The organism is Sphingomonas sp. Leaf37, assembly GCF_920939475.1.
Classification (GTDB): Bacteria; Pseudomonadota; Alphaproteobacteria; order Sphingomonadales; family Sphingomonadaceae; genus Sphingomonas.
Map to the genome: position 1 here is coordinate 693,984 of NZ_CAKLAX010000001.1, position 19,385 is coordinate 713,368.

The 19,385-nt window shown below is 66.7% G+C and carries 21 protein-coding genes; 10 read left to right on the forward strand and 11 right to left on the reverse strand.

What is annotated here, in order from left to right; all coding sequences use genetic code 11:
- Positions 1-14 precede the first annotated feature (14 nt).
- Positions 15-833 carry a shikimate 5-dehydrogenase gene (locus tag LRA87_RS03055; protein ID WP_230629072.1) on the forward strand — a complete coding sequence of 273 codons (819 nt, stop codon included), beginning with the start codon at positions 15-17 and terminating at the stop codon, positions 831-833.
- Between the two features lie 124 nt (positions 834-957).
- Here LRA87_RS03055 and LRA87_RS03060 read toward each other — a convergent pair whose 3' ends face one another.
- Both LRA87_RS03060 and LRA87_RS03065 read right to left on the reverse strand, forming a co-directional pair.
- A complete protein-coding gene (locus LRA87_RS03060) occupies positions 958-1,341 on the reverse strand; it encodes a PaaI family thioesterase (RefSeq protein ID WP_230629074.1) in 384 nt (127 codons plus the stop codon).
- Positions 1,338-1,763, reverse strand: a complete 426-nt coding sequence (locus LRA87_RS03065; protein ID WP_230629076.1) for a PaaI family thioesterase — start codon at positions 1,761-1,763, stop codon at positions 1,338-1,340. The genes LRA87_RS03060 and LRA87_RS03065 overlap by 4 nt, the downstream gene beginning before the upstream one ends.
- A 77-nt stretch (positions 1,764-1,840) precedes the next feature.
- On the opposite strand from LRA87_RS03065, the gene LRA87_RS03070 reads away from it, so the two are divergent.
- Together LRA87_RS03070 and LRA87_RS03075 are read left to right on the forward strand one after the other, a co-directional pair.
- A complete protein-coding gene (locus tag LRA87_RS03070; protein WP_230629078.1) occupies positions 1,841-2,620 on the forward strand; it encodes a crotonase/enoyl-CoA hydratase family protein in 780 nt (259 codons plus the stop codon).
- A gap of 46 nt (positions 2,621-2,666) precedes the next feature.
- On the forward strand, positions 2,667-3,983 hold the full coding sequence (locus LRA87_RS03075; RefSeq protein ID WP_230629079.1) for a chloride channel protein: 1,317 nt from the start codon (positions 2,667-2,669) through the stop codon (positions 3,981-3,983).
- Between the two features lie 31 nt (positions 3,984-4,014).
- Here LRA87_RS03075 and LRA87_RS03080 read toward each other — a convergent pair whose 3' ends face one another.
- Entirely contained in the window at positions 4,015-5,253 is a 1,239-nt protein-coding gene (locus tag LRA87_RS03080) for an MBL fold metallo-hydrolase (RefSeq protein ID WP_230629081.1), read from the reverse strand.
- Positions 5,254-5,385: 132 nt separating this feature from the next.
- On the opposite strand from LRA87_RS03080, the gene LRA87_RS03085 reads away from it, so the two are divergent.
- Positions 5,386-6,921 (forward strand): amidase, encoded by a 1,536-nt coding sequence (locus tag LRA87_RS03085; RefSeq protein WP_443024823.1) that lies wholly within the window; start codon positions 5,386-5,388, stop codon positions 6,919-6,921.
- Positions 6,922-6,936: 15 nt separating this feature from the next.
- Here LRA87_RS03085 and LRA87_RS03090 read toward each other — a convergent pair whose 3' ends face one another.
- Together LRA87_RS03090 and LRA87_RS03095 are read right to left on the reverse strand one after the other, a co-directional pair.
- Positions 6,937-7,359 carry a DUF4345 domain-containing protein gene (locus LRA87_RS03090; RefSeq protein WP_230629083.1) on the reverse strand — a complete coding sequence of 141 codons (423 nt, stop codon included), beginning with the start codon at positions 7,357-7,359 and terminating at the stop codon, positions 6,937-6,939.
- Positions 7,356-7,814: a DUF2721 domain-containing protein gene (locus LRA87_RS03095; protein ID WP_443024833.1), complete on the reverse strand. Its 459-nt coding sequence runs from the start codon at positions 7,812-7,814 to the stop codon at positions 7,356-7,358. Before LRA87_RS03095 ends, LRA87_RS03090 begins: the two co-directional genes overlap by 4 nt.
- An 88-nt stretch (positions 7,815-7,902) precedes the next feature.
- Here LRA87_RS03095 and LRA87_RS03100 point away from each other — a divergent pair, with 88 nt between their 5' ends.
- The 3 genes from LRA87_RS03100 to LRA87_RS03110 are packed head-to-tail and all read left to right on the forward strand — an operon-like array spanning position 7,903 to position 9,752.
- Complete coding sequence (locus LRA87_RS03100; RefSeq protein ID WP_230629087.1) at positions 7,903-8,988, forward strand: GNAT family N-acetyltransferase; 1,086 nt, start codon at positions 7,903-7,905, stop codon at positions 8,986-8,988.
- A gap of 37 nt (positions 8,989-9,025) precedes the next feature.
- Positions 9,026-9,574 (forward strand): 3'-5' exonuclease, encoded by a 549-nt coding sequence (locus tag LRA87_RS03105; RefSeq protein ID WP_230629089.1) that lies wholly within the window; start codon positions 9,026-9,028, stop codon positions 9,572-9,574.
- A gap of 1 nt (position 9,575) precedes the next feature.
- Positions 9,576-9,752 (forward strand): DUF4169 family protein, encoded by a 177-nt coding sequence (locus LRA87_RS03110; protein ID WP_230629091.1) that lies wholly within the window; start codon positions 9,576-9,578, stop codon positions 9,750-9,752.
- A gap of 330 nt (positions 9,753-10,082) precedes the next feature.
- On the opposite strand, the gene LRA87_RS03115 is transcribed toward LRA87_RS03110, so the two are convergent.
- From LRA87_RS03115 to cyoA, 5 genes are read right to left on the reverse strand one after another with little or no spacing between them, the layout of a single operon-like run.
- On the reverse strand, positions 10,083-10,748 hold the full coding sequence (locus LRA87_RS03115; RefSeq protein ID WP_443024834.1) for an SURF1 family protein: 666 nt from the start codon (positions 10,746-10,748) through the stop codon (positions 10,083-10,085).
- A gap of 2 nt (positions 10,749-10,750) precedes the next feature.
- Positions 10,751-11,170, reverse strand: coding sequence for a cytochrome o ubiquinol oxidase subunit IV (gene cyoD, locus LRA87_RS03120; protein ID WP_230629095.1), 420 nt, complete (start codon positions 11,168-11,170; stop codon positions 10,751-10,753).
- Positions 11,167-11,796, reverse strand: coding sequence for a cytochrome o ubiquinol oxidase subunit III (gene cyoC, locus LRA87_RS03125; protein WP_230629097.1), 630 nt, complete (start codon positions 11,794-11,796; stop codon positions 11,167-11,169). The genes cyoD and cyoC overlap by 4 nt, the downstream gene beginning before the upstream one ends.
- A 5-nt stretch (positions 11,797-11,801) precedes the next feature.
- Positions 11,802-13,814, reverse strand: a complete 2,013-nt coding sequence (cyoB, locus tag LRA87_RS03130) for a cytochrome o ubiquinol oxidase subunit I (protein ID WP_230629099.1) — start codon at positions 13,812-13,814, stop codon at positions 11,802-11,804.
- A gap of 10 nt (positions 13,815-13,824) precedes the next feature.
- Positions 13,825-14,988 carry a ubiquinol oxidase subunit II gene (cyoA, locus tag LRA87_RS03135; protein ID WP_230629797.1) on the reverse strand — a complete coding sequence of 388 codons (1,164 nt, stop codon included), beginning with the start codon at positions 14,986-14,988 and terminating at the stop codon, positions 13,825-13,827.
- Positions 14,989-15,156: 168 nt separating this feature from the next.
- On the opposite strand from cyoA, the gene LRA87_RS03140 reads away from it, so the two are divergent.
- A complete protein-coding gene (locus tag LRA87_RS03140) occupies positions 15,157-16,485 on the forward strand; it encodes an MFS transporter (RefSeq protein ID WP_230629101.1) in 1,329 nt (442 codons plus the stop codon).
- Positions 16,486-16,539: 54 nt separating this feature from the next.
- Here LRA87_RS03140 and LRA87_RS03145 read toward each other — a convergent pair whose 3' ends face one another.
- Positions 16,540-17,166 (reverse strand): hypothetical protein, encoded by a 627-nt coding sequence (locus LRA87_RS03145; protein WP_230629103.1) that lies wholly within the window; start codon positions 17,164-17,166, stop codon positions 16,540-16,542.
- A 119-nt stretch (positions 17,167-17,285) separates the two neighbouring features.
- Here LRA87_RS03145 and LRA87_RS03150 point away from each other — a divergent pair, with 119 nt between their 5' ends.
- Together LRA87_RS03150 and LRA87_RS03155 are read left to right on the forward strand one after the other, a co-directional pair.
- A complete protein-coding gene (locus LRA87_RS03150; protein ID WP_443024824.1) occupies positions 17,286-18,014 on the forward strand; it encodes a response regulator in 729 nt (242 codons plus the stop codon).
- Complete coding sequence (locus tag LRA87_RS03155; RefSeq protein WP_230629105.1) at positions 18,011-19,363, forward strand: sensor histidine kinase; 1,353 nt, start codon at positions 18,011-18,013, stop codon at positions 19,361-19,363. Before LRA87_RS03150 ends, LRA87_RS03155 begins: the two co-directional genes overlap by 4 nt.
- The last annotated feature ends 22 nt before the right edge of the window (positions 19,364-19,385 follow it).

A 19,385-nucleotide genomic window follows, 5' to 3' on the forward strand; every position in this document is an offset into this window, starting at 1 on the left:
AGAAGAGAGAAACCATGACCAAACCCCTGATCGGCCGCGACACCCTGCTGTGCATGTCGCTCTCCGCCCGGCCGAGCAACTTCGGCACGCGGTTCCACAATCGGCTGTATGAGCTGGTCGGCCTCGACTATGTCTACAAGGCGTTCACCACCACCGATCTGCCCGCCGCGATCGGCGGTATCCGGGCGCTCGACATTCGGGGGTGCGCGGTGTCGATGCCGTTCAAGGAGGCGGTGATTCCGCTGCTCGACGAGTTGAAGGGATCGGCGGCGGCGATCGACAGCGTCAACACGATCGTCAACGATGCCGGGCATCTGACCGGCTACAACACCGATTACTCGGCGGTCAAAACGCTGATGGAGCAGGCGGCGCTGCCTGCCGACACGACCGTGCTGCTGCGTGGTTCGGGCGGGATGGGCAAGGCGGTCGCAACCGCGTTGCGCGACGCCGGGCTGACGCAGGGTACGATCGTGGCGCGCAACGAGGCGACGGGACGTGCGCTGGCGGAGTCGGTCGGTTGGGACTGCGCGGCCGAGGTGGGATCACGGACCGCGGGACTGCTCGCCAACGTCACCCCGCTCGGCATGGAAGGCGCGGATGCCGAGGCGATGGCGTTCGATAGCGACACGATCGCGGCGGCGGACATCGTCCTCGATGCGGTCGCATTGCCGCCGGAGACGCCGCTGCTGCGGACGGCGCAGGCGGCGGGCAAGCGGGTCATCACCGGCGCGGCGATCGGTGTGTTGCAGGCGGTGGAGCAGTTCGTGCTCTACACCGGCGTGACGCCGACAGAGGCGCAGATCGCGGATGCAGCCGCAGTGGCGCGGGGGTAAACCATGCCGAACCCCCTCCGCTTCAGAGGAGGGGGCGGGGTCGAGGAGTCAACTGGCGCTGGTCTCGGTGAGATGTCCCCCACCCAACACCTTCCCTGACTGGGAGGGGCTTCTCCGTTGCGAGTTAATCCCGCGCGATCAGATAGTTCATCCGCGCATGCGCGATCGGCTTGGCGCGGTCGTCCTGCCATGCGATCGCCTCGACGTTGGCGACGCGGGTGCCGAGGCGGGTGACGATCCCTTCCGCACGGGTCGGCTTGTCGCGACCACCGCGCATGAAGTCGACGGTGACGTTGACCGGCTTGATCCGGCCTCCGCCTTCCTCGGTCAGCGCATGTTGCAGCGAGACGATCGCCGCCACTTCCAGCAATCCGGCAATCGCGCCGCCGTGCAGGAAGCCGGGGCGACCGAGCACGTCGTCCCCGAACGGCATTTCCAACAACGGTGCAGCGCCGTCGCGCGGCTCCAGCGTGATGCCGAGCAGCTCGGCATAGGGCGGCAGGCTCATGCGAGCGCATCCATCAGCATGAATGTGCCGGCGACATGCGCCAGCGGATCGTCGGGCGTTTCGTCATAGGCGATGCCGCGAACGAAGGCGATCGACCGGGTGACCTTCAGGCATTCGCCCCGGCCGATCACGGTGCGGCCGGGCGTCGCCGGGCGCAGATAATCGACGCGCAGGTCCAGCGTTGCCTGAGCCGCGAACTTGTCCCGCTTCACCCACACCGCGACGCTGGTCGCCATGTCCATCAGCGCGATGATCGGACCCGACGCCAGCACCTTGCTATCCGGGTCGCCGATCAAGGTATCGGCATAGGGTAGCGCCAGCTCGACCCAGCCGTCGCCCTTGGCATGATAGGTGATGCCCAGCAGGCCCGCGTGTCCGGCAAAGCGGTGCGCGAGGAAAGCATCGATGTTGAAGCCGCTCATCCGCGCTCCTCTACACGGTGACGGCGGTAGCGCAACGCGAGTGGCTGGCCTAGCCTGGCCGCAAAAGGAGAGATGCCATGAACGACCGCGTCACGCTGACCGTCACCGACGGGATCGCCGATGTCCGTCTCACGCGCGCCGACAAGATGAACGCGATCGATCCTGCGATGTTCGAAGGCATCGGCGCGACGATCGATGCGCTGGCGACCCGTACCGACGTGCGCTGCGTCGTGCTGTCGGGCGAGGGCAGGGGATTCTGCGCCGGGCTCGACATGGAGAGCATGGCGCGGGGCGGCTCCGGCACGTCGAAGGAGCGCAATGCGCAAGGGAGCATCCTGCCGCAGCACGTCACCTGGGGCTGGCGGCAATTGCCGATGCCGGTGATCGCCGCGGTGCACGGCGTCGCCTTCGGCGGCGGGTTCCAGATCATGTCGGGCGCGGACATCCGCATCGCTGCGCCCGCGACGCGGTTCGCGATCCGCGAAACGCATTGGGGGCTGGTGCCCGACATGGCGGGCTTCCCGATCTGGCGCGGGCTGGTGCGCGACGATGTGCTGCGCGAGCTGGTCTATACCGCGCGCGAATTCGATGCGGACGAAGCGCTGCGCCATGGCTTCGTAACGCGGTTGGCGGACGATCCGCTGACGGAGGCGCTTTCCCTTGCAAAGGCGATCGCCGGTCGCTCGCCGCACGCGATCCGCGGGGCAAAGCGGTTGCTCAACATGGCGCACGACGCCGATCCGCGAACCATGCTGGAGGCGGAGACGGAGGAGCAGCTGAAGGTGATCGGCAAGTCCAACATGATGGAGGCGGTCGCCGCAAACATGGCCCGCCGGGCGCCGATATTCGTGGATTGATCCATCGCCCGTATCGCGGACTGACGGTCTGCGTTAGGGTAAAGCCATGCCCGATCAACGCCCTGCGACCCGGTCCCGCCGGTGGACGCCCCATCGTTTTCGTGCCCTGTTGCGGTCCCGCGGGCCGACCAGCGTCCGCTTCCGGCGGCGGATCGCGTTGATCACCGGGGCGATCGCGATCGGCATCGTCGCGGTGCTGTTCGCCGAGGCGTCGGACGAGATGGGGATGCTGTTCAGCACCTATGCGCGGCACTGGCACTGGCTACCGCTGGTCACCACGCCGCTGGGCTTCATGGCGCTGGTGTGGGTGACGCGCGCGTTCGTACCGCTGGCGCGCGGATCGGGAATTCCGCAGGTGATGGCGGCGCGACCCGATCCGCAGGCGGCGACCGGCGGGCTGATCGCGGTGAAGACCGTCGTCGGCAAGGTCGTGCTGACGATGGGCGCGATCCTGTGCGGCGCGAGCGTCGGGCGCGAGGGGCCGACGGTGCAGATCGCCGCCGCGGTGATGGGCGTCAGCCACCGGCTGTTGCGCGTGCCGTTGCAGGGCGCGGTAATCATCGCCGGCGGCGCGGCGGGTGTTGCTGCGGCGTTCAACACACCGCTCGCCGGGGTGCTGTTCGCGATCGAGGAGCTTGCAGCGGCCTATGAGCAGAAGGTGACGCTGCTGGTGCTGTCGTCGATCGTCATCGCCGGCATGGTCGCGCAGAGCCTCGCCGGCGACTACGTCTATTTCGGCGCGATCGGCGCGCACATGCCGATCGCCAGCGCGCTGCTGGTGGTGCCGGTAGCGGGGATTGCGGGCGGCGCGTTCGGCGGCTTGTTCTCGCGCGTCGTGCTGGGGCTGGCGAGCGGGCGGCATGCGGTGACGCGCTGGAGCAAGGCGCACCCCGTCGCTTTCGCCGGACTGTGCGGAACGGTGGTGGCGGTGCTCGGCGTGTTCACCACCGGGCTGACGTGGGGAACGGGCTATTCCGCGGCGCGGGCGATGATCGTCGGCGTCGATGCGCCCTTGTGGTTCGGCCCGGCAAAGGCATTGGCGACACTGGCGACCGCGGTGGCGGGCCTGCCCGGGGGGATCTTCGCGCCGAGCCTCGCGGTCGGTGCGGGCGTGGGCAACCTGCTGCACGCGGTGTTCCCGAACGATCCGGCGGGGGCGGTGGTGATCCTGGGAATGGTCGCCTATTTCGCAGGCGTCGTGCGAGCGCCGCTGACGGCGGTGATCATCCTGTCGGAGACGACGGCGAGCCGTGGCCTGCTGCTGCCGATGTTCGCGACCGCGTTTCTGGCGGATTGGGCGAGCCAGCTGGTGTGTCGCGAGAAGCTGTACCACGGGCTGGCACAGACGTTTCGACAGAACTGAAACGATGGGGAGGGGCGTGTACGCTCCCGTATCAGTGCAGCGCCTTCACCGCGGGCGTGTCCATGCACGCCAGCATTGCGGCCGGCTCCAGCGGCTTGCCCGTTTGTGGCTTTGCATATGGCGCGACCTCGAACGGCACACCGATCGCGGCGGCGGCGAACCCCGTGCCACCGGTGCACCGCATCGCCGCAGCCAGCATCCTCGGCGGCGTGTCGTATCCCTCGTACGACAGGCGGAACGTGCCCCAGTGGATCGCGAGCGACCGCGCGGCACCCAGTCGCTGGTGGACCAGCGCAGCCTCCGCCGGGCCGATGTGGCTGCCGGAGCTCATTTGTCCGGGCGCGAAGCGAAAGGCGCCGATCGGGATCATCGCGAAACGGACCGGGCCGTAGGCGGCAGCCTCCGCCGGCCAGAGGCCGTCACCGAAGCCCGTGTCGCCGGCGAAGAAGACGTTGCCGCCGCTCGGCAGTGCGATGACGAAGCTGGACCAGAGGGCGCGATTGCGATCGGTGAACCAGCGGCTGCCCCAATGGTGGTTGCGGGTGATGAACACGCGGGCGCGGTCGCCGGGGCACCAGCTGTCGGGATCGCAACGGATGTCGGTGCTGGTGTCCTTCAGCCCGGCCGCGGTCAGCGTGGCGTTGCCGCCCCAGTCGAGGGCGATCGCCTTCGCACCGGTCTGGCCGATGACGCTGTCGTTGCCGAGGCTGGTGACGATCTGCGGCCGGTCGCGCTGCCACAGGCGCTTGAGCGTCGCCTGATCGAGGTGATCGTAATGGTTGTGACTGACCAGCACGAGGTCGATCCGCGGCAGATCGTCGAATGCCACGCCGGGAGCGGCGACGCGCTTCGGCCCGAAGCCCATCGGGCCGGCCCGGTCGGCGTAGACCGGGTCGGTCAGAATATTCAGGCCTTGGGTCTGGATCAGCACGCTGGCGTGACCGATCCACGTCACCACCATCCGTTCGCCCTCGACGCGGGCAGCGGGTTTCGAGGCGGCAACGGGCACGCTGGCGGGCCAGGCCGGGCGGCCGTCGCTCCCGGTGAACTGCCGCCAGAAGAAGCCGGCGCGGCCACCGCGGCCGGGGGGCACGCGCAGCGTGTCCTCATCCTTGTCGGGATTGAAGAAGCGTTCGCCATCGTAGTGATCGCTGGCATCGCCCCGATAATAGATCCGATCGAGGAAGCGCGGCGCGATCGTTACGGCCAGTCCTGCCGCCACGATCAGTAATAGCAAGACTCCGCCGATGATCTTGAATGCGAATGCCACGGACGTCCTTCGGTATTGATGCAGATCAAGAGGACGGAGTGCCGCGTGATCGCCATCGGGTCAATCGCGCGCCGCTCGCTTGCGCGGGCGCCGCGTCGCGGTAGCATCGTTTCGATACGACAGGGGGTTCCAATGCGCCGGATGTTTCTAGGGTTTCTGCTCGCCGCCACCGCCGTGCCGGCTGCGGCGAGAAACGTGAAGGTCGAAGAGGTGTCGCTGGAACAGGTGCAGGCGCTGATGACGGCGGGCAAGGCGACCAGCGCCGAGCTGACGCGCGCCTATCTCGACCGGATCGCGGCGATGGATCGCAAGGGCCCGACGTTGCGCAGCGTCATCACCGTCAACCCCGACGCAATCGCACAGGCGAAGGCGCTGGATGTGGAACGCAGCGCCGGGCGCATGCGGGGTCCGCTGCATGGCGTACCGGTGCTGATCAAGGACAATATCGAAACCGCCGACCGGATGGCGACGACGGCGGGCAGCCTGGCATTGAAGGACAATGTCACCGGGCGCGACGCACCGGTAGTGGCGGCGCTGCGGGCGGCGGGTGCGGTGATCCTCGGCAAGACCAACCTGTCGGAATGGGCCAACATCCGCTCGACGCATGCGATGAGCGGGTGGAGCGCCATCGGCGGGCTGGTGCGCAACCCCTATGCGCTTGATCGCACCGCCTGCGGGTCCTCCTCGGGATCGGGCGCGGCGGTGGCGGCGAGCTTTGCGGCGGCGGCTGTGGGGACCGAGACCGACGGCTCGGTGGTCTGTCCCTCGTCGATCAACGGTCTGGTGGGGCTGAAGCCGACGATCGGGCTGATCAGCGGCGAGCATGTCGTGCCAATCAGCCATTCGCAGGACACGCCGGGGCCGATGGCCCGCAGCGTGCGCGATGCCGCAATCCTGTTGCAGGGGATGGCGGCCGGCGGACCCGACTATGCCGCCGGCCTGTCGGTCAGCGCGCTGTCGGGCGTACGCGTCGCTGTGTTGAGGCCGGCGTCGTTGTCGGCAGAGGTGGCGGCGCGCTACGATGCGGCGCTCGAGGTACTGCGCAGCGCAGGGGCCGTGCTGGTCGAGGTGAAGGCGCCCAAACTCGACGGGATCGGCGATGCCGAATTCACGGTGCTGAAGACGGAATTGAAGGCGGACCTCGACGCCTATCTGGCGACCACGCCGCCGAGCGTCACCGCGCGAACGCTCGACCAGCTGATCGCCTTCAACCGCGCGCATGCGGCCGAGGAGATGCCGTTCTTCCAGCAGGAGATCTTCGAGGAGGCGGCGAAGACGAGGGGACTGGACGATCCCGCCTACAAGGCAGCGCGCGCCAGATCGTTCAAATTGGCGAGCGAGGCGATCGACGGCATGCTGCGCAGTGCGGGTGCGAAGGTGCTGGTCGAGCCGACTTATGCGGGCGCGTGGCTGAGCGATCCGGTGTATGGCGACCAGTATAACGGGCCGTCGTCGTCCGAGCTGCCGGCGATCGCGGGCTATCCCAATCTGACCGTGCCCATGGGTCTGGTGAAGGGCCTGCCGGTCGGCCTGTCGTTCATCGCGACGCGGAACGGCGAGGCGTCCGTGCTGGGCGCCGGTTATGCCTATGAACAGCGGGCGCAGGCGCGGGTTGCGCCGCGCTATCTGCCGCAGGCCGACGTGGGGAAGGGGCTCGACGGGCGCTGACCCGCCGGCGCCGCGCTACGCCTGCGACGATGGCAAGTGCGCCCGCCATCGCCGGGCGAAGCTGGCCTGCCACAGCATCAGCAGCGGGACGGCGCCCAGTTCCATGCCGAACCCGAAGACATGACCGGCGGACGGCACACCGACGGCGACCAGCGACACGACGCGCGCCAGACCGCCCGCCACCACCAGCGCGCCGAGCAGCCGAAACCGCGGCCCGCTCGTCTCGATCCGCGGTATGCAGGTCGCAAACGAGACGCCGACTGCGAAGAAGATGCCGGAAATGTAGCGGAAATGGCTGTCGAGATCGGTCGGGACGACCGGCGGATGGCCAAGGAAGGCTGGACCCTGCACGATGCTCTGCCCGCCGACGCTCAGCGGCACGATACAGGCAAGCGCGACGACGATTTGCAGGATGCGGCGTTCGACCCGGACGTTCACGACAGGATTTCCTTTCGCACGTGGATTGCGCGCAGGCTGACCCGTACTTCCCACATGAAGGCGGTGAGGCAGCAGATCAGCAGTGACACCGCGACGATGAACGCCAACGCGATCCACGTCCCGATGTGAAAACTCGCGATGTTGGCAACGAACAGCAATGCGATGACGATACATGCCATCACCGCGCTCGATACCGCCAGGAACAACGCGCCGTTGATGATCGACATCCGTTCGTCGAGCAGCTTCAGTTCGCGGACGTACCGCTTGCGGTCGGCACCCTCGCTGCCCAATACGCGATCTTCCAGCGCCCGCGCCCTGTCGATCACCCGTGCCAGCCGCCCGGCGAGCACGTTGAGGATCTGACCGATCGCGGCGAGCATGAACACCGGCGCGAGCGACAGCTGGATCGTCTGGGCGATCGTCGAAACCTGAAAGAACGTCGGCATGGGACGCATCATAGGTCACTTCGCGGCGCGCGAAAGGGTGCACGGCCCGTCGCAATCTGCACAGGTTGGTAACGGATCGCGGCTACAGCCCCACGCTGTGACCAAACCGATGTTCCTCGCCGACTTCCAACGCCTGCCCCCGGTGGCGCGGGGCAGCGTCGCCGATGGCCTTGCCGCAGCGATCGACGCCGTGGCCGATGCCGCGGCGCCCGGGCAGGCCTTCCTGCGCTACGGCTGGTATGCCGCGGCCCTGAATGCCTATGGCGGTCGCGCCCGTACCTTGCTCGTCGAGGAGGATGGCGAGCCATCGCTGGCGTTGCCGCTAGTCGACGTCGGGCCGACGTGGCTGAAACTGGCGGCGGTGCCGGGGTCCTATTGGCCGTTCCGCAGTTTTCCGGTTGCGACGTTTGCGGGCGAGGCCACGGTGAAAGCGGCGCTGTCGACGCTCGCCGGATCGCTCAACGGCTTGCGGATCGGGCCGGTGTACGACGACGATGTCGCGGCGATGCCATTGATCGCGGCAGCGCGGGCGGGCGGATGGGCGGTGCTCGACCGGTTCGTCGCCGACAGCTGGCTGCTCGACATGGCGGCGTTGCAGGCAGAGGGAACGTGGCCGCGCGGTTCGACGCTGCGCAAGAACCGCTTCCACGAAAAGCATCTGGCGGCCCATGGCGCGCCCGACTGGCGTTTCCTGACGGGCGCCGACTGGCCCGCGGCGTTCGATGCGCTTGCGGACATCGAACAGGCGAGCTGGATCGCCGCGCGCACCGATGGCTCCGACGCGAAATTCACCACCACCGGTCATGGTGCGTTCTGGCGCGCGGCCGCGGCGGATCCGGTGATCGCCGATATGCTTCGCGCGGCGCTGCTGACGATCGACGGCAAGCCGGCGGCCTTTTCGTTCGATCTCGATGCCGGCGATCTGAAATATGCGATCGCGAACAGCTACGATCCCGCTTACGCCAAGCATTCACCGGGCAAGTTGCTGTATTACCGCAACCTCGTCGAGGCGTTGGGGCGTGGGATCGGCCGGGTCGACTGGGGCGCGGGCGACAGCGGCTACAAACAGGTGATCGGCGCCGACAAGGGGCCGGCGATCCGCGATTGGCTGTTGCTGAGGCCAGGGCTGCCGGCGCTGGCTGGCCGGCTCGCGCGCGGCCTGTGGCGGCGATCGGGCCACTAGACGGCACCCCTTTTTGCCGCGTACGCGTTCAACCGTCATGCTGGTGTTCCTCGATTTCGAAGCCTCGTCGCTCGCCAAGAAGAGCTATCCGATCGAGGTCGCCTGGGTGTTCGAGGACGGCCGCGACGAAAGTCATCTGATCCGCCCACCGCTGCAATGGGACGATTGGGATGCCGAGGCGGAGGCGATCCACCACATCCCGCGCGCGACGCTGGAGGCGGAGGGCACGCCGCACGACATCGTTGCGCGGCGGATGGTCGAGGTGCTCAGCGGCCACGCACTGTTCGCCAGCGCACCATCATGGGACGGCAAATGGCTGAGCGCGCTGCTGCGCGCCGCGAAATTGCCGCGCCACGCGCTGCGGTTGCGCGATACCGAGGATGCGCAGCGCGAAACGGCGACGGCGATCCTGCGCGATGCGGTGCCGGCGGCGAATCTGGGCGTGGCGGTGGCGGACGTGATCACGCTCGCCGAGGTGCGCGACCGCGATGTGCCCACGCATCGGGCGCTGGCGGATGCGCGCGACGAATGGGAGCGCTGGTGCGCGGTGAAGCGCGCGGCCGAAGCGCGCGCAGCGGAGCGATAGGATGGCGGAGATCGTCAACCTGCGCCGTATCAGGAAAGCGCGGGATCGTACGGCGGCGGCAATCACGGCCGAAGCGAACCGCGCGAAGTTCGGGCGGACGAAGGCGGAGCGGGAAGCGGATGCCGTCGAGCAGGCGCGGGTCCGGCGGACGCTGGATGGAGCCAAGCTGGACGATTAGCTGCGGATCGCCTGCCTCTGAACGAACACTGGGCCGCCATCCCCGATGAATTGGCGCCACTCGATATTCAGGACCGGTAATCCTTCTGTCTTCGTTCGTCACCCCGGACTTGTTCCGGGGTCCACTGTGCCGCGCGGGAATGACGAGCGGCTCCACCTGCTCCCTTGGCCGCACGGTAGACCCCGGAACAAGTCCGGGGTGACGATGTCTCTGCGGCCGTCCCCGTCCTGCGAGTCTGGATATCGATCGGACCTCGGTCGGCGCATGGAACCAGACGCCCGGTAGCTCGCAGTGACGAGTTGGGGGTGGCGCACCGCGCCGCTCGACCGATTAAATTCGCCTCCGCACGCGCCAGGCCATAACGGCGACCAACAGCGCGAGTCCGAACCATGTCAGCGCGTACACCAGGTGGCTGTTGCGGAAGCGGACGACGGTCATGCCGCCGCGGGGCCAGCCGGTCCGGGGTTCGCTCGCGTCGATGAAATAGGGCGCGACCCGACCGAGATGCCTTGCCTCGGCAATGGCGGCGAGGTCGCGGGAGTACCACCGGTCGCCGGCCGGGTCGTTGGAGCGGAGGAAACCGCCGCCCGGCTCCGTGAGGCGCAGCAGGCCACGGATGCTCTGCGGGGCAGTCGGCGGGGCGACCTTGCCGCGCTGGTCCGCCGGCACGAAACCGCGGTTTACCAGCACGGTGAAGCCGCGATCCGTATCGAACGGGGTGAGCACCCAGAACCCGCCGCCGAGGTCGGTCACGGCCTGAACGTACGTGTCCGTGCCGGCGCGATAGCGACCGGTGGCGACGACGGGCTTGTAGGCGTCGTCCGCATCTATCGGAGCCGATGGCGGCGGGGCCGCGACCGGAGCCGCGCGCAACTGCCGCTCGGTCTGCGCGATCAGCGCCAGCTTCCACGTCCGGCGTTCGATCTGCCAGACGCCCAGGCCGATCAGCAGGGTGATCGTGGCCAGCAACAGGCCTGTAACGATCGCCCTGCGCATCGTCACATCGCGCCCATGTCTCCGGAGGACATGCCGGGCATCATGTTGGTGTTCATGTGATACATCACCCACAGCGATCCCGCGAGGCAGATGGTCAGCACGATGATCGTGAAGATGAGCGCCATCAGCGTCCACCCGTTCTCCGACTTCGAATTCATGTGCAGGAAGTAGACCATGTGAACGACGATCTGCACCAGCGCGAACACCATGACGATGCCGGCGGTGATCCGCGTGTCGGCAATGATGCCGCTCATGACCAGACCGAAGGGGATCGCGGTCAGGATCACCGACAGCACGAAACCGATGACATAGTCCTTGCGGGTGCCGTGCGCCTCGTCCGACGAATGGCCATGACCGTGGGCATTGTCGTTCGGATGATCGTGATGGGGCTGGCCGGACACGACCGGGTTCTCGCTGCTCATCGCAGGACTCCCAACAGGTAGACGAAGGTGAAGACGCCGATCCAGATCACGTCGAGGAAGTGCCAGAACAGTGACAGGCATTGCAGGCGGCGCTGGTTGGCGGCGATCAGCCCCTTGCGGCCGACCTGCACCATAAGCGTCACCAGCCAAATCAGGCCGAAGGTGACGTGCAGCCCGTGCGTGCCGACGAGGGTGAAGAACGCCGACAGGAACGCGCTGCGTTGCGGCCCGGCGCCCTCATGGATCAGCTCGGAGAATTCGTACAATTCGATGCACAGGAAGGCGAGGCCGAACAGGCCGGTGATCGCCAGCCAGCCCTGCACGGCGCGCACCTTGCCGTCGTTCATCGACAGCATCGCAAAACCGTAGGTGATCGACGACAGCAGCAGCATCGAGGTGTTCAGCGCCACCAGCGGCAGGCTGAAGATCTCGTGCGGCTGCGGTCCGCCGGCATAGCTGCCGCCGTACACGCCATACGATGCGAACAGCATGGCGAAGATCAGGCAGTCGCTCATCAGGTACAGCCAGAAGCCCAGCATCGTGCTGCCGCCGGCGTCGTGATGATGTTCGTCGGTCTCGTAGAAGACCGGCGCCTGGGTGCCCGGGGGGATGGTCGCTTCGCTCATGATCCTCAGGCTCCCGCCACGGCTGCGCGGGCGTTCAGCTGCCGGGTGTGTTCGTCCTCGGCGGCGGTGACCTCATCGGCAGGGATGTAATAGTCGCGGTCGTAGTTGAAGGTGTGACCGATCGCGACCGCCACCAGGCCGAGCAGCGACAGCGCCGCGAGCCACCAGATGTACCAGATCATCGCCAGGCCGAAGACCATCGACAGGCCCGCCAGCATGATCCCCGCGCCGGTGTTGCGCGGCATGTGGATGTCGCGGAACCCGTTGATCGGACGGACGGCATTGTTCGACTTCATGTCGTACCAGGCATCCAGATCGCGGACGACGGGCGTGAAAGCGAAGTTGTACGCTGGCGGCGGCGACGAGGTCGCCCATTCCAGGCTGCGGCCGTTCCACGGATCGCCGGTGAAGTCGCGCAGTGCCTCGCGGTTGCGGAAGCTGACGTAGAACTGGATCAGGAACGCAGCGATGCCGACCGCGATCATCGCGGCACCGATGCCGGCGATGATGAACCAGATCTGCAACGACGGGTCCTCGAAATGGCGCAGGCGGCGCGTCACGCCCATCAGGCCGAGCACGTACAGCGGCATGAACGCGACATAGAAGCCGATCACCCAGAACCAGAAGCTGATCGTGCCCCACTTCTTATCGAGCTTGAAGCCGAACGCCTTGGGGAACCAGTAGTTGATCCCGGCGAACATCCCGAACAGCACGCCGCCGATGATCACGTTGTGGAAGTGCGCGATCAGGAACAGCGAGTTGTGGAGGACGAAGTCGGCAGGCGGCACCGCGAGCAGCACGCCGGTCATGCCACCGATGACGAAGGTGATCATGAACGCGATCGTCCACATCATCGGCAATTCGAAGCGGATGCGTCCCTTGTACATGGTGAACAACCAGTTGAAGATCTTGGCCCCGGTCGGGATCGAGATGATCATCGTGGTGATGCCGAAGAACGAATTGACACTCGCTCCCGACCCCATGGTGAAGAAGTGGTGCAGCCAGACGAGGTACGCGAGGATGGTGATGACCAGCAAGGCGTAGACCATCGACGTATAGCCGAACAGACGCTTGCCGCAGAAGGTCGAGGTGACCTCGCTGAACACACCGAATGCCGGCAGGATCAGGATATAGACTTCCGGATGACCCCAGATCCAGATCATGTTGACGTACATCATGGGGTTGCCGCCCATGGTGTTGGTGAAGAAGTGCGTGCCGACGTAGCGGTCGAGGCTGAGCATCGCGAGCACGGCGGTCAGCACCGGGAAGGCGGCGACGATCAGCACGTTGGTGGCGAGCGCCGACCAGGTGAAGATCGGCATCTTCATCAGGCTCATGCCCGGCGCGCGCATCTTGACGATCGTCGCGAGCAGGTTGACGCCGGACAGCAGGGTCCCGACGCCGGCTATCTGCAGCGACCATATATAATAGTCGACCCCGACATCCGGCGAATAATCGAGCCCCGACAGCGGCGCCATCGCCAGCCAGCCGGTGCGGGCGAATTCGCCGACGAACAGGCTTGCCATCACGATGGCCGCACCCGCCGCGGTCATCCAGAAGCTGAAGTTGTTGAGGAAGGGGAACGACACGTCGCGGGCGCCGATCTGCAACGGCACGACATAGTTCATCAATCCGGTGACGAACGGCATCGCGACGAAGAAGATCATGATCACGCCATGGGCGGTGAACACCTGATCATAGTGATGCGCGGGCAGGTAGCCGTCGTTCGCGCCGAAGGCGATCGCCTGCTGGATGCGCATCATGATCGCGTCGGAGAATCCGCGCAGCAGCATGACGATGCCGAGGATCATGTACATGATCCCGATCTTCTTGTGGTCCACACTGGTGAACCACTCCTTCCACAGATAGCCCCAGACCTTGAAATAGGTCAGCGCGCCGACCAGCACCGCGCCGCCCAGTGCGACCATGGCAAAGGTCGCGATCAGGATCGGTTCGTGGATCGGGAAGCTCTCGAGCGTCAGCCGCCCGAAAATGGTCTTCAGAAAAGCGTCGGACATCAGGTTCGTCCTAGGATCGAGCGGCCGCGTTTCCGGCGAGCAGCGCCGGAAGCGGGTCGATGGAAGTCATGGATCGGTTGTCTTCGTTGCCAGGCTTGTTGCTGCCGGGCGCCGCGGGGCGGGGCGCGTTACGATGCGGGCTGCTGCCCTTCTCCTCCGGCTCCTTCTGCAGTGCGCCTTTCGACTCGCTGCCGCGCATGTGGCCGCTGTCGTTGACGGGGGCACCATGGCCGCTGTCGCGACGCGGATCGTGCGCACCGTCCTTCATCATCGTCGCCTGCATGCAGGTTTCACCCGGCTTGGTGCACATGCCGACGATGCGATCGAACAGCGTCGGCGCGACCGAGGCATAGCGGATCGCCGGCACCTTCTCGCTGGGCTTTTCCAGCTGGACGTACGTCGGCAGATCGAGCGTCTTCTGCGCGGTGCGCGCCTCCGAGGCCCATTTGGCGAAGCCGGCGTCATCCATGCTGTCGACGGTGAAGCGCATTTCCGAGAAGCCCGCACCGCTGTAATTGGCGCTGAAGCCCTCGAACCGGCCGGGCTTGTTGAGCACCGCGTGCAGCCGCGTCTCCATGCCCGGCATCGAATAGATCATGCCGGCCATCGCGGGCACGTAAAATGTGTTCATCACCGACGACGACGTGATCCGGAACCGCACCTGCCGGTTCATCGGCAGGACCAGTTCGTTGACCGTCGCCACGCCCTGTTCGGGGTAGATGAACAGCCACTTCCAGTCGAGCGACACGACCTGGATTTCCAGCGGCTTGTCGTTCTTCGCCAGCGGCTGGCCCGATGCGAGCCGGGCGAGCGGACGATAGGGATCGAGGGCGTGCGTGCTGATCCACGTCAGCGCGCCGAGTGCGATGATGATCAGCAGCGGTGCCGACCAGATGATCAGCTCCAGCCCGGTCGAATGGTCCCAGTTCGGCGCATATTCCGCCTCCTCGTTCGTATGGCGGTATTTCCATGCGAACAGGATGGTGAGCGCGATCACGGGGACGATGATCAGCAGCATCAGGCCGGTCGACCACAGGATCAGATTGGCCTGTTGCCGGGCGACGTCGCCTGACGGGTTCATCACCACCCAGTCGCAGCCGCCCAGCAGGGCAGGCGCGAAGAGCGCGACGGCAGCGGTCCGGAGCCGCGTGAGGGGGAACGGGGGTGTTCGCATCGTCATGTCCGCTACGCCTGTGTGCTGCATCGCAAAATAGGACATTTTGTCCTATCCCGCATGCTCCCGGTCTGCGGTAGAAGCGCGTGTTCGTGCTGCGTCCTTTTGGGGACGCAGTGCGTTGATGACCGGTGGCCGCTGGGCCGCGAGACGACAGGACTGCGATACATGTCAGTGGCTTCCGCCCATTCCGCACCGCTCGAACGCGATGCCCGTGCCGTCAACACGCGGGGCGACCATGAGGTCCGTCCCGGTGAGATCGCAATCGGCGTCATCATCGGGCGGACGTCGGAATTCTTCGACTTCTTCTGCTACGCCATCGCATCGGTCATCGTGTTCCCGGCGCTGGTGTTTCCATATGTCGATCGTCTGACCGGGACGCTCTGGTCGTTCGCGCTGTTCCCGCTGGCGTTCATCGCCCGCCCGTTCGGTACGCAGATCTTCATGTGGGTCGATCGCGAATATGGCCGGGGCACCAAGCTGACCATCGCGCTGTTCCTGCTCGGGACGTCCACCGTCGCGCTTGCGTTCCTGCCCGGATATGCCGAGGTTGGCGCTGCTTCGGCGTTCCTGCTGGCGGCGTTCCGCATCGGCCAGGGGCTGGCGCTGGGCGGTGCATGGGACGGCCTCGCCTCGCTGCTGGCGCTCAACGCGCCGCCGGAAAAGCGCGGCTGGTACGCGATGGTGCCTCAGCTCGGCGCCCCGCTTGGCCTGATCGTGGCGAGCGCGCTGTTCGCCTTCTTCCTCGCGAACATGGAGATGGTCGATTTCCTGTCGTGGGGCTGGCGCTATCCGTTCTTCGTCGCCTTCGCGGTCAACGTGGTGGCATTGTTCGCGCGCCTGCGCATCGTGGTTACGCCGGAATACACCGAACAGTTCAAGAGCCGAGAGCTGACCCCGTCGCGGGTGACGGCAACGGTGAAGGCGCAATGGCGCAACATCGTCATCGGTGCGTTCGCACCGCTGGCCAGCTTCGCTTTGTTCCACATGGTGACGGTGTTTCCCCTGTCGTGGGTCGCGTTGTATACGGACGAGAATATCGCGCGCTTCCTGGGGATCGAGATCATCGGTGCGTTCTTCGGGCTCGGCTCGGTAGTAATCTCGGGTCTGCTCGCCGACCGGATCGGACGGCGTTCGGTGCTGGGCTACACCGCCGCGGCGATCGCGGTGTTCAGCGGATTCGCGCCGCAACTTCTGGCCGGCGGGGATGCGGGCGAGCTGGCGTTCATGATCGGCGGCTTCATCCTGCTTGGCCTCGCCTTCGGCCAGTCGTCGGGCGCGGTGACCAACAACTTCCCGAAGCGGGCGCGCTACACCGGCGCGGCGCTGACCTCGGATCTCGCATGGCTGTTTGGTGCGGGCTTCGCGCCGCTGGCCGCCCTGGTTCTGGCGAGCCAGTTCGGCCTGATCGCCGCGGGCGGGTATCTGCTGTCGGGCGCGGTCGCGACACTGGTCGCACTGGGCCTGAACAAGGAACTGGCACGCCGGCTGGACTGACACCGAAGACCGACTACGTGGGGAGCAGCCGTCATGTGCTGCTCCCCACGCGGGTCACATTCCGTCGCGTCCACGCTTCCCACGCCGCTTGCCTGACGCTTCTACGCGGACGTTGACATGGGGTAGCTCGTCCCAGCTCAACGCCCCGTCCTTCCCGGTATCGAGCGATGCGAAACGCTTGTCGGCGGCATCGCCGAATTCGCGCGGGTCGACGCCGCGATTGAAGTTGCGATCGGCTGCGGTGACCGGTTCGGGCAGGTCGAAGTAGCTGAACCGCGCTGCCCCGAACTTGCCTGCATCGTACAAGGGGGCCTTGGGGCCACCCTGCGCATTCGAATCGGAACCGCGCGCGATGATGCCGCGGCCGCCGTCGCTGGACCGCACCTCCGGCGCAATGGTGTTCTCGTAATAATCGATGTCGTCCGGATCGATCTCGCCGTCGCGCTTGCGGTCGAGCGCGGCGAAGAAGCGGCCGGCGTCGCTCTTGAACTCGGCAATCGTGATCTTCCCGTCGCCGTTCGCATCGGCCGCGGTGAACCACGCGCGCTCGGGATCGGGCGCGGCGTCGCTACCGTGGAACGGTTGTCCCATCGGGCTGATGAAGGTGCGGCGGTTCCCCTGTGCGGTTGCGGCGGCGGTGCAGGCTACGACGAATAGTGCGCAGGCAATCTTGCGGGTCATGACGATTCTCCAGAAGCTGTCATCAACCAGCCCCATGTTGCGGTCGGATGTCCAGTCGCATGCTCTGTCTGGCCCGGATTGGATATTCCACTGCAACAAATGATCGGCATGAAGGCGGCATGATGATGAGCGCGATCCCGCAACCCGTCGACGAGCCCGCCTCTATCCTGATCGTCGACGACGACCGTGATATCCGCACGTTGTTGACCGACAGTCTGGGCGCACGCGGCTATCGCGTATCGGCGGCGGCGAACACGCGCGAAATGGATGCGGTGCTGGCGCGCGAACGGATCGATGCGGTGCTGCTCGACGTGATGATGCCGGGCGAGGACGGCATTTCCGCCTGCCGCCGGATCACTCGCGACGGCGGTCCGGCGGTCATCATGCTGAGCGCGCTGGGCGAGGAACGCGATCGGATCGTCGGGCTGGAGATCGGGGCGAGCCATTATCTGCCGAAGCCGTGCAGCGCGCGCGAGGTGCTGGCCACGGTTCGTGCCGCACTGCGCAGCCGGCAGCAGGCCGAGCCGCAGGACCGGTCCCGCCTGACCTTCGACGGATGGACGATGGACCTGCTGGCACACGAACTGGTCGATGCGCAGGGCGTTCTGGTCGGTCTGACCGATGGCGAGTTCGCGCTGCTGCGCGTCTTTGCCGAACGCCCGCGACGGGTGCTGTCGCGCGAACTGCTGCTGGAGACGGCGCGCGGTCCGAATTCGGACGCGTTCGATCGCGCGATCGACGTCCAGATCAGCCGCCTGCGTCGCAAGCTGCGGACTGGCGGGGACGAGATCATCCGCACCATCCGCAACGAGGGCTATCTGTTCGTACCCGCCGTCGGTCGCCTGTGACCGACCTCACGCAGCCACGTCGGGCTGCATGGCGATGGGCGCGACGGTCGCTGTTCTGGCGGGTATTTCTGGTGATGCTGCTCAGCGTAGCGGCAGTACAGGCGCTCAACGTCGCGCTGGTAGTGTCGATCGCGCCGCCCACGCCGCGCATCTATTCCGTGGCGCAGGTCGTGGCGGCGTTGCGGGCCGGGCGCGATGCCAGTGGCGAATTGCTGCTGTCGGACGATGCCGACAATGCCGCACCGTACGACGAACGCGGCAACCTGTTGGCGGGCGCCATCGCGAGTCAGCTGGGGATCGCCGCCGACCGCGTGCACGTTCATTTCGGTGGCGGTCCGCCACCGATGGCGTTCGGACCGTTGCCGCGCCTCAGGGGCTTGTCCCCAACGCGCCGCTCGCCCGATGCGCGGAACCAGATCCTGTTCGGGCATTTCACCGTCTCGGTGCAGCGCCCCGACGGTAGCTGGACGAGCGTGCGCGGCGCGCGGACCGGGTTCGAGAGCTGGCGCTGGCGGGCCTTGCTGTGGCTGCTCGCGGCGATGCTGGCGGTAGCGCCCTTCGCCTGGCTGCTCGCACGCCGTTTGATCAAACCGATCGCGGCCTTCGGTGCGGCGGCGGAGCGGCTGGGTCGTGATCCGCGTGCCGCGCCGGTGCCGCTCGGCGGCCCCGCGGAGATTGCCGAGGCGGCGGAAGCGTTCAACCGCATGCAGGCGCGCCTCAACCGCTATGTCGAGGATCGCACGACGATGATCGCCGCGATCGCCCACGATCTGCGCACGCCGCTGATGCGGCTGGGCCTGCGGCTGGAACAGGCGCCGGAGCCGTTGCGCACGCGCAGCGAATCGGACATCCGCGACATGCAGGCGATGCTGCAGGCTGCACTCGGCTTCTTCCGCGATGGCAACCAGATCGGTGAACGTCGCCGGCTCGACCTGCGCTCGCTGGTCGAGAGCGTGACCGACGATCTCGCCGACCGCGGGGAGCCGGTGACGCTGCACGACGGCGATCCGCTGGTGATCGAGGGCGATGCGGCGGGATTGAAGGCGCTGGTTGGCAACCTCGTCGGCAATGCGCTGAAATATGCCGGGGATGCCGAAGTGACGCTCGCGCAGGCGGATGGACATGCGGTGATCGCGGTGCGCGATCACGGAGCGGGGATCGACCCCGACGATCTCGACCATCTGTTCGACCCCTTTTACCGCGGCGAGCGGTCGCGCAACCGGGATACCGGCGGCATCGGTCTGGGCCTCAGCAGCGTCAGGGGCGTGGCACGGGCGCATGGCGGCGACGCGACGATCGGCAACCATCCCGACGGCGGCGCGATCGCTCGCGTGACCCTGCCGATCTGACGCCCGCCGATCCGGCCGGATA

Coding starts and splice junctions, on each gene's coding strand:
- LRA87_RS03115 (WP_443024834.1), bottom strand. CDS start 10,748: ATGCGCAGGGCGATCGTTACAGGCCTGTTGCTGGCCACGATCACCCTG.
- LRA87_RS03085 (WP_443024823.1), top strand. CDS start 5,386: ATGCGCCGGATGTTTCTAGGGTTTCTGCTCGCCGCCACCGCCGTGCCG.
- LRA87_RS03110 (WP_230629091.1), top strand. CDS start 9,576: ATGGCGGAGATCGTCAACCTGCGCCGTATCAGGAAAGCGCGGGATCGT.
- LRA87_RS03065 (WP_230629076.1), bottom strand. CDS start 1,763: ATGAGCGGCTTCAACATCGATGCTTTCCTCGCGCACCGCTTTGCCGGA.
- cyoC (WP_230629097.1), bottom strand. CDS start 11,796: ATGAGCGAAGCGACCATCCCCCCGGGCACCCAGGCGCCGGTCTTCTAC.
- LRA87_RS03145 (WP_230629103.1), bottom strand. CDS start 17,166: ATGACCCGCAAGATTGCCTGCGCACTATTCGTCGTAGCCTGCACCGCC.
- LRA87_RS03140 (WP_230629101.1), top strand. CDS start 15,157: ATGTCAGTGGCTTCCGCCCATTCCGCACCGCTCGAACGCGATGCCCGT.
- LRA87_RS03150 (WP_443024824.1), top strand. CDS start 17,286: ATGATGATGAGCGCGATCCCGCAACCCGTCGACGAGCCCGCCTCTATC.
- cyoA (WP_230629797.1), bottom strand. CDS start 14,988: ATGCGAACACCCCCGTTCCCCCTCACGCGGCTCCGGACCGCTGCCGTC.
- cyoB (WP_230629099.1), bottom strand. CDS start 13,814: ATGTCCGACGCTTTTCTGAAGACCATTTTCGGGCGGCTGACGCTCGAG.
- LRA87_RS03075 (WP_230629079.1), top strand. CDS start 2,667: ATGCCCGATCAACGCCCTGCGACCCGGTCCCGCCGGTGGACGCCCCAT.
- LRA87_RS03070 (WP_230629078.1), top strand. CDS start 1,841: ATGAACGACCGCGTCACGCTGACCGTCACCGACGGGATCGCCGATGTC.
- LRA87_RS03060 (WP_230629074.1), bottom strand. CDS start 1,341: ATGAGCCTGCCGCCCTATGCCGAGCTGCTCGGCATCACGCTGGAGCCG.
- cyoD (WP_230629095.1), bottom strand. CDS start 11,170: ATGAGCAGCGAGAACCCGGTCGTGTCCGGCCAGCCCCATCACGATCAT.
- LRA87_RS03055 (WP_230629072.1), top strand. CDS start 15: ATGACCAAACCCCTGATCGGCCGCGACACCCTGCTGTGCATGTCGCTC.
- LRA87_RS03105 (WP_230629089.1), top strand. CDS start 9,026: ATGCTGGTGTTCCTCGATTTCGAAGCCTCGTCGCTCGCCAAGAAGAGC.
- LRA87_RS03095 (WP_443024833.1), bottom strand. CDS start 7,814: ATGCGTCCCATGCCGACGTTCTTTCAGGTTTCGACGATCGCCCAGACG.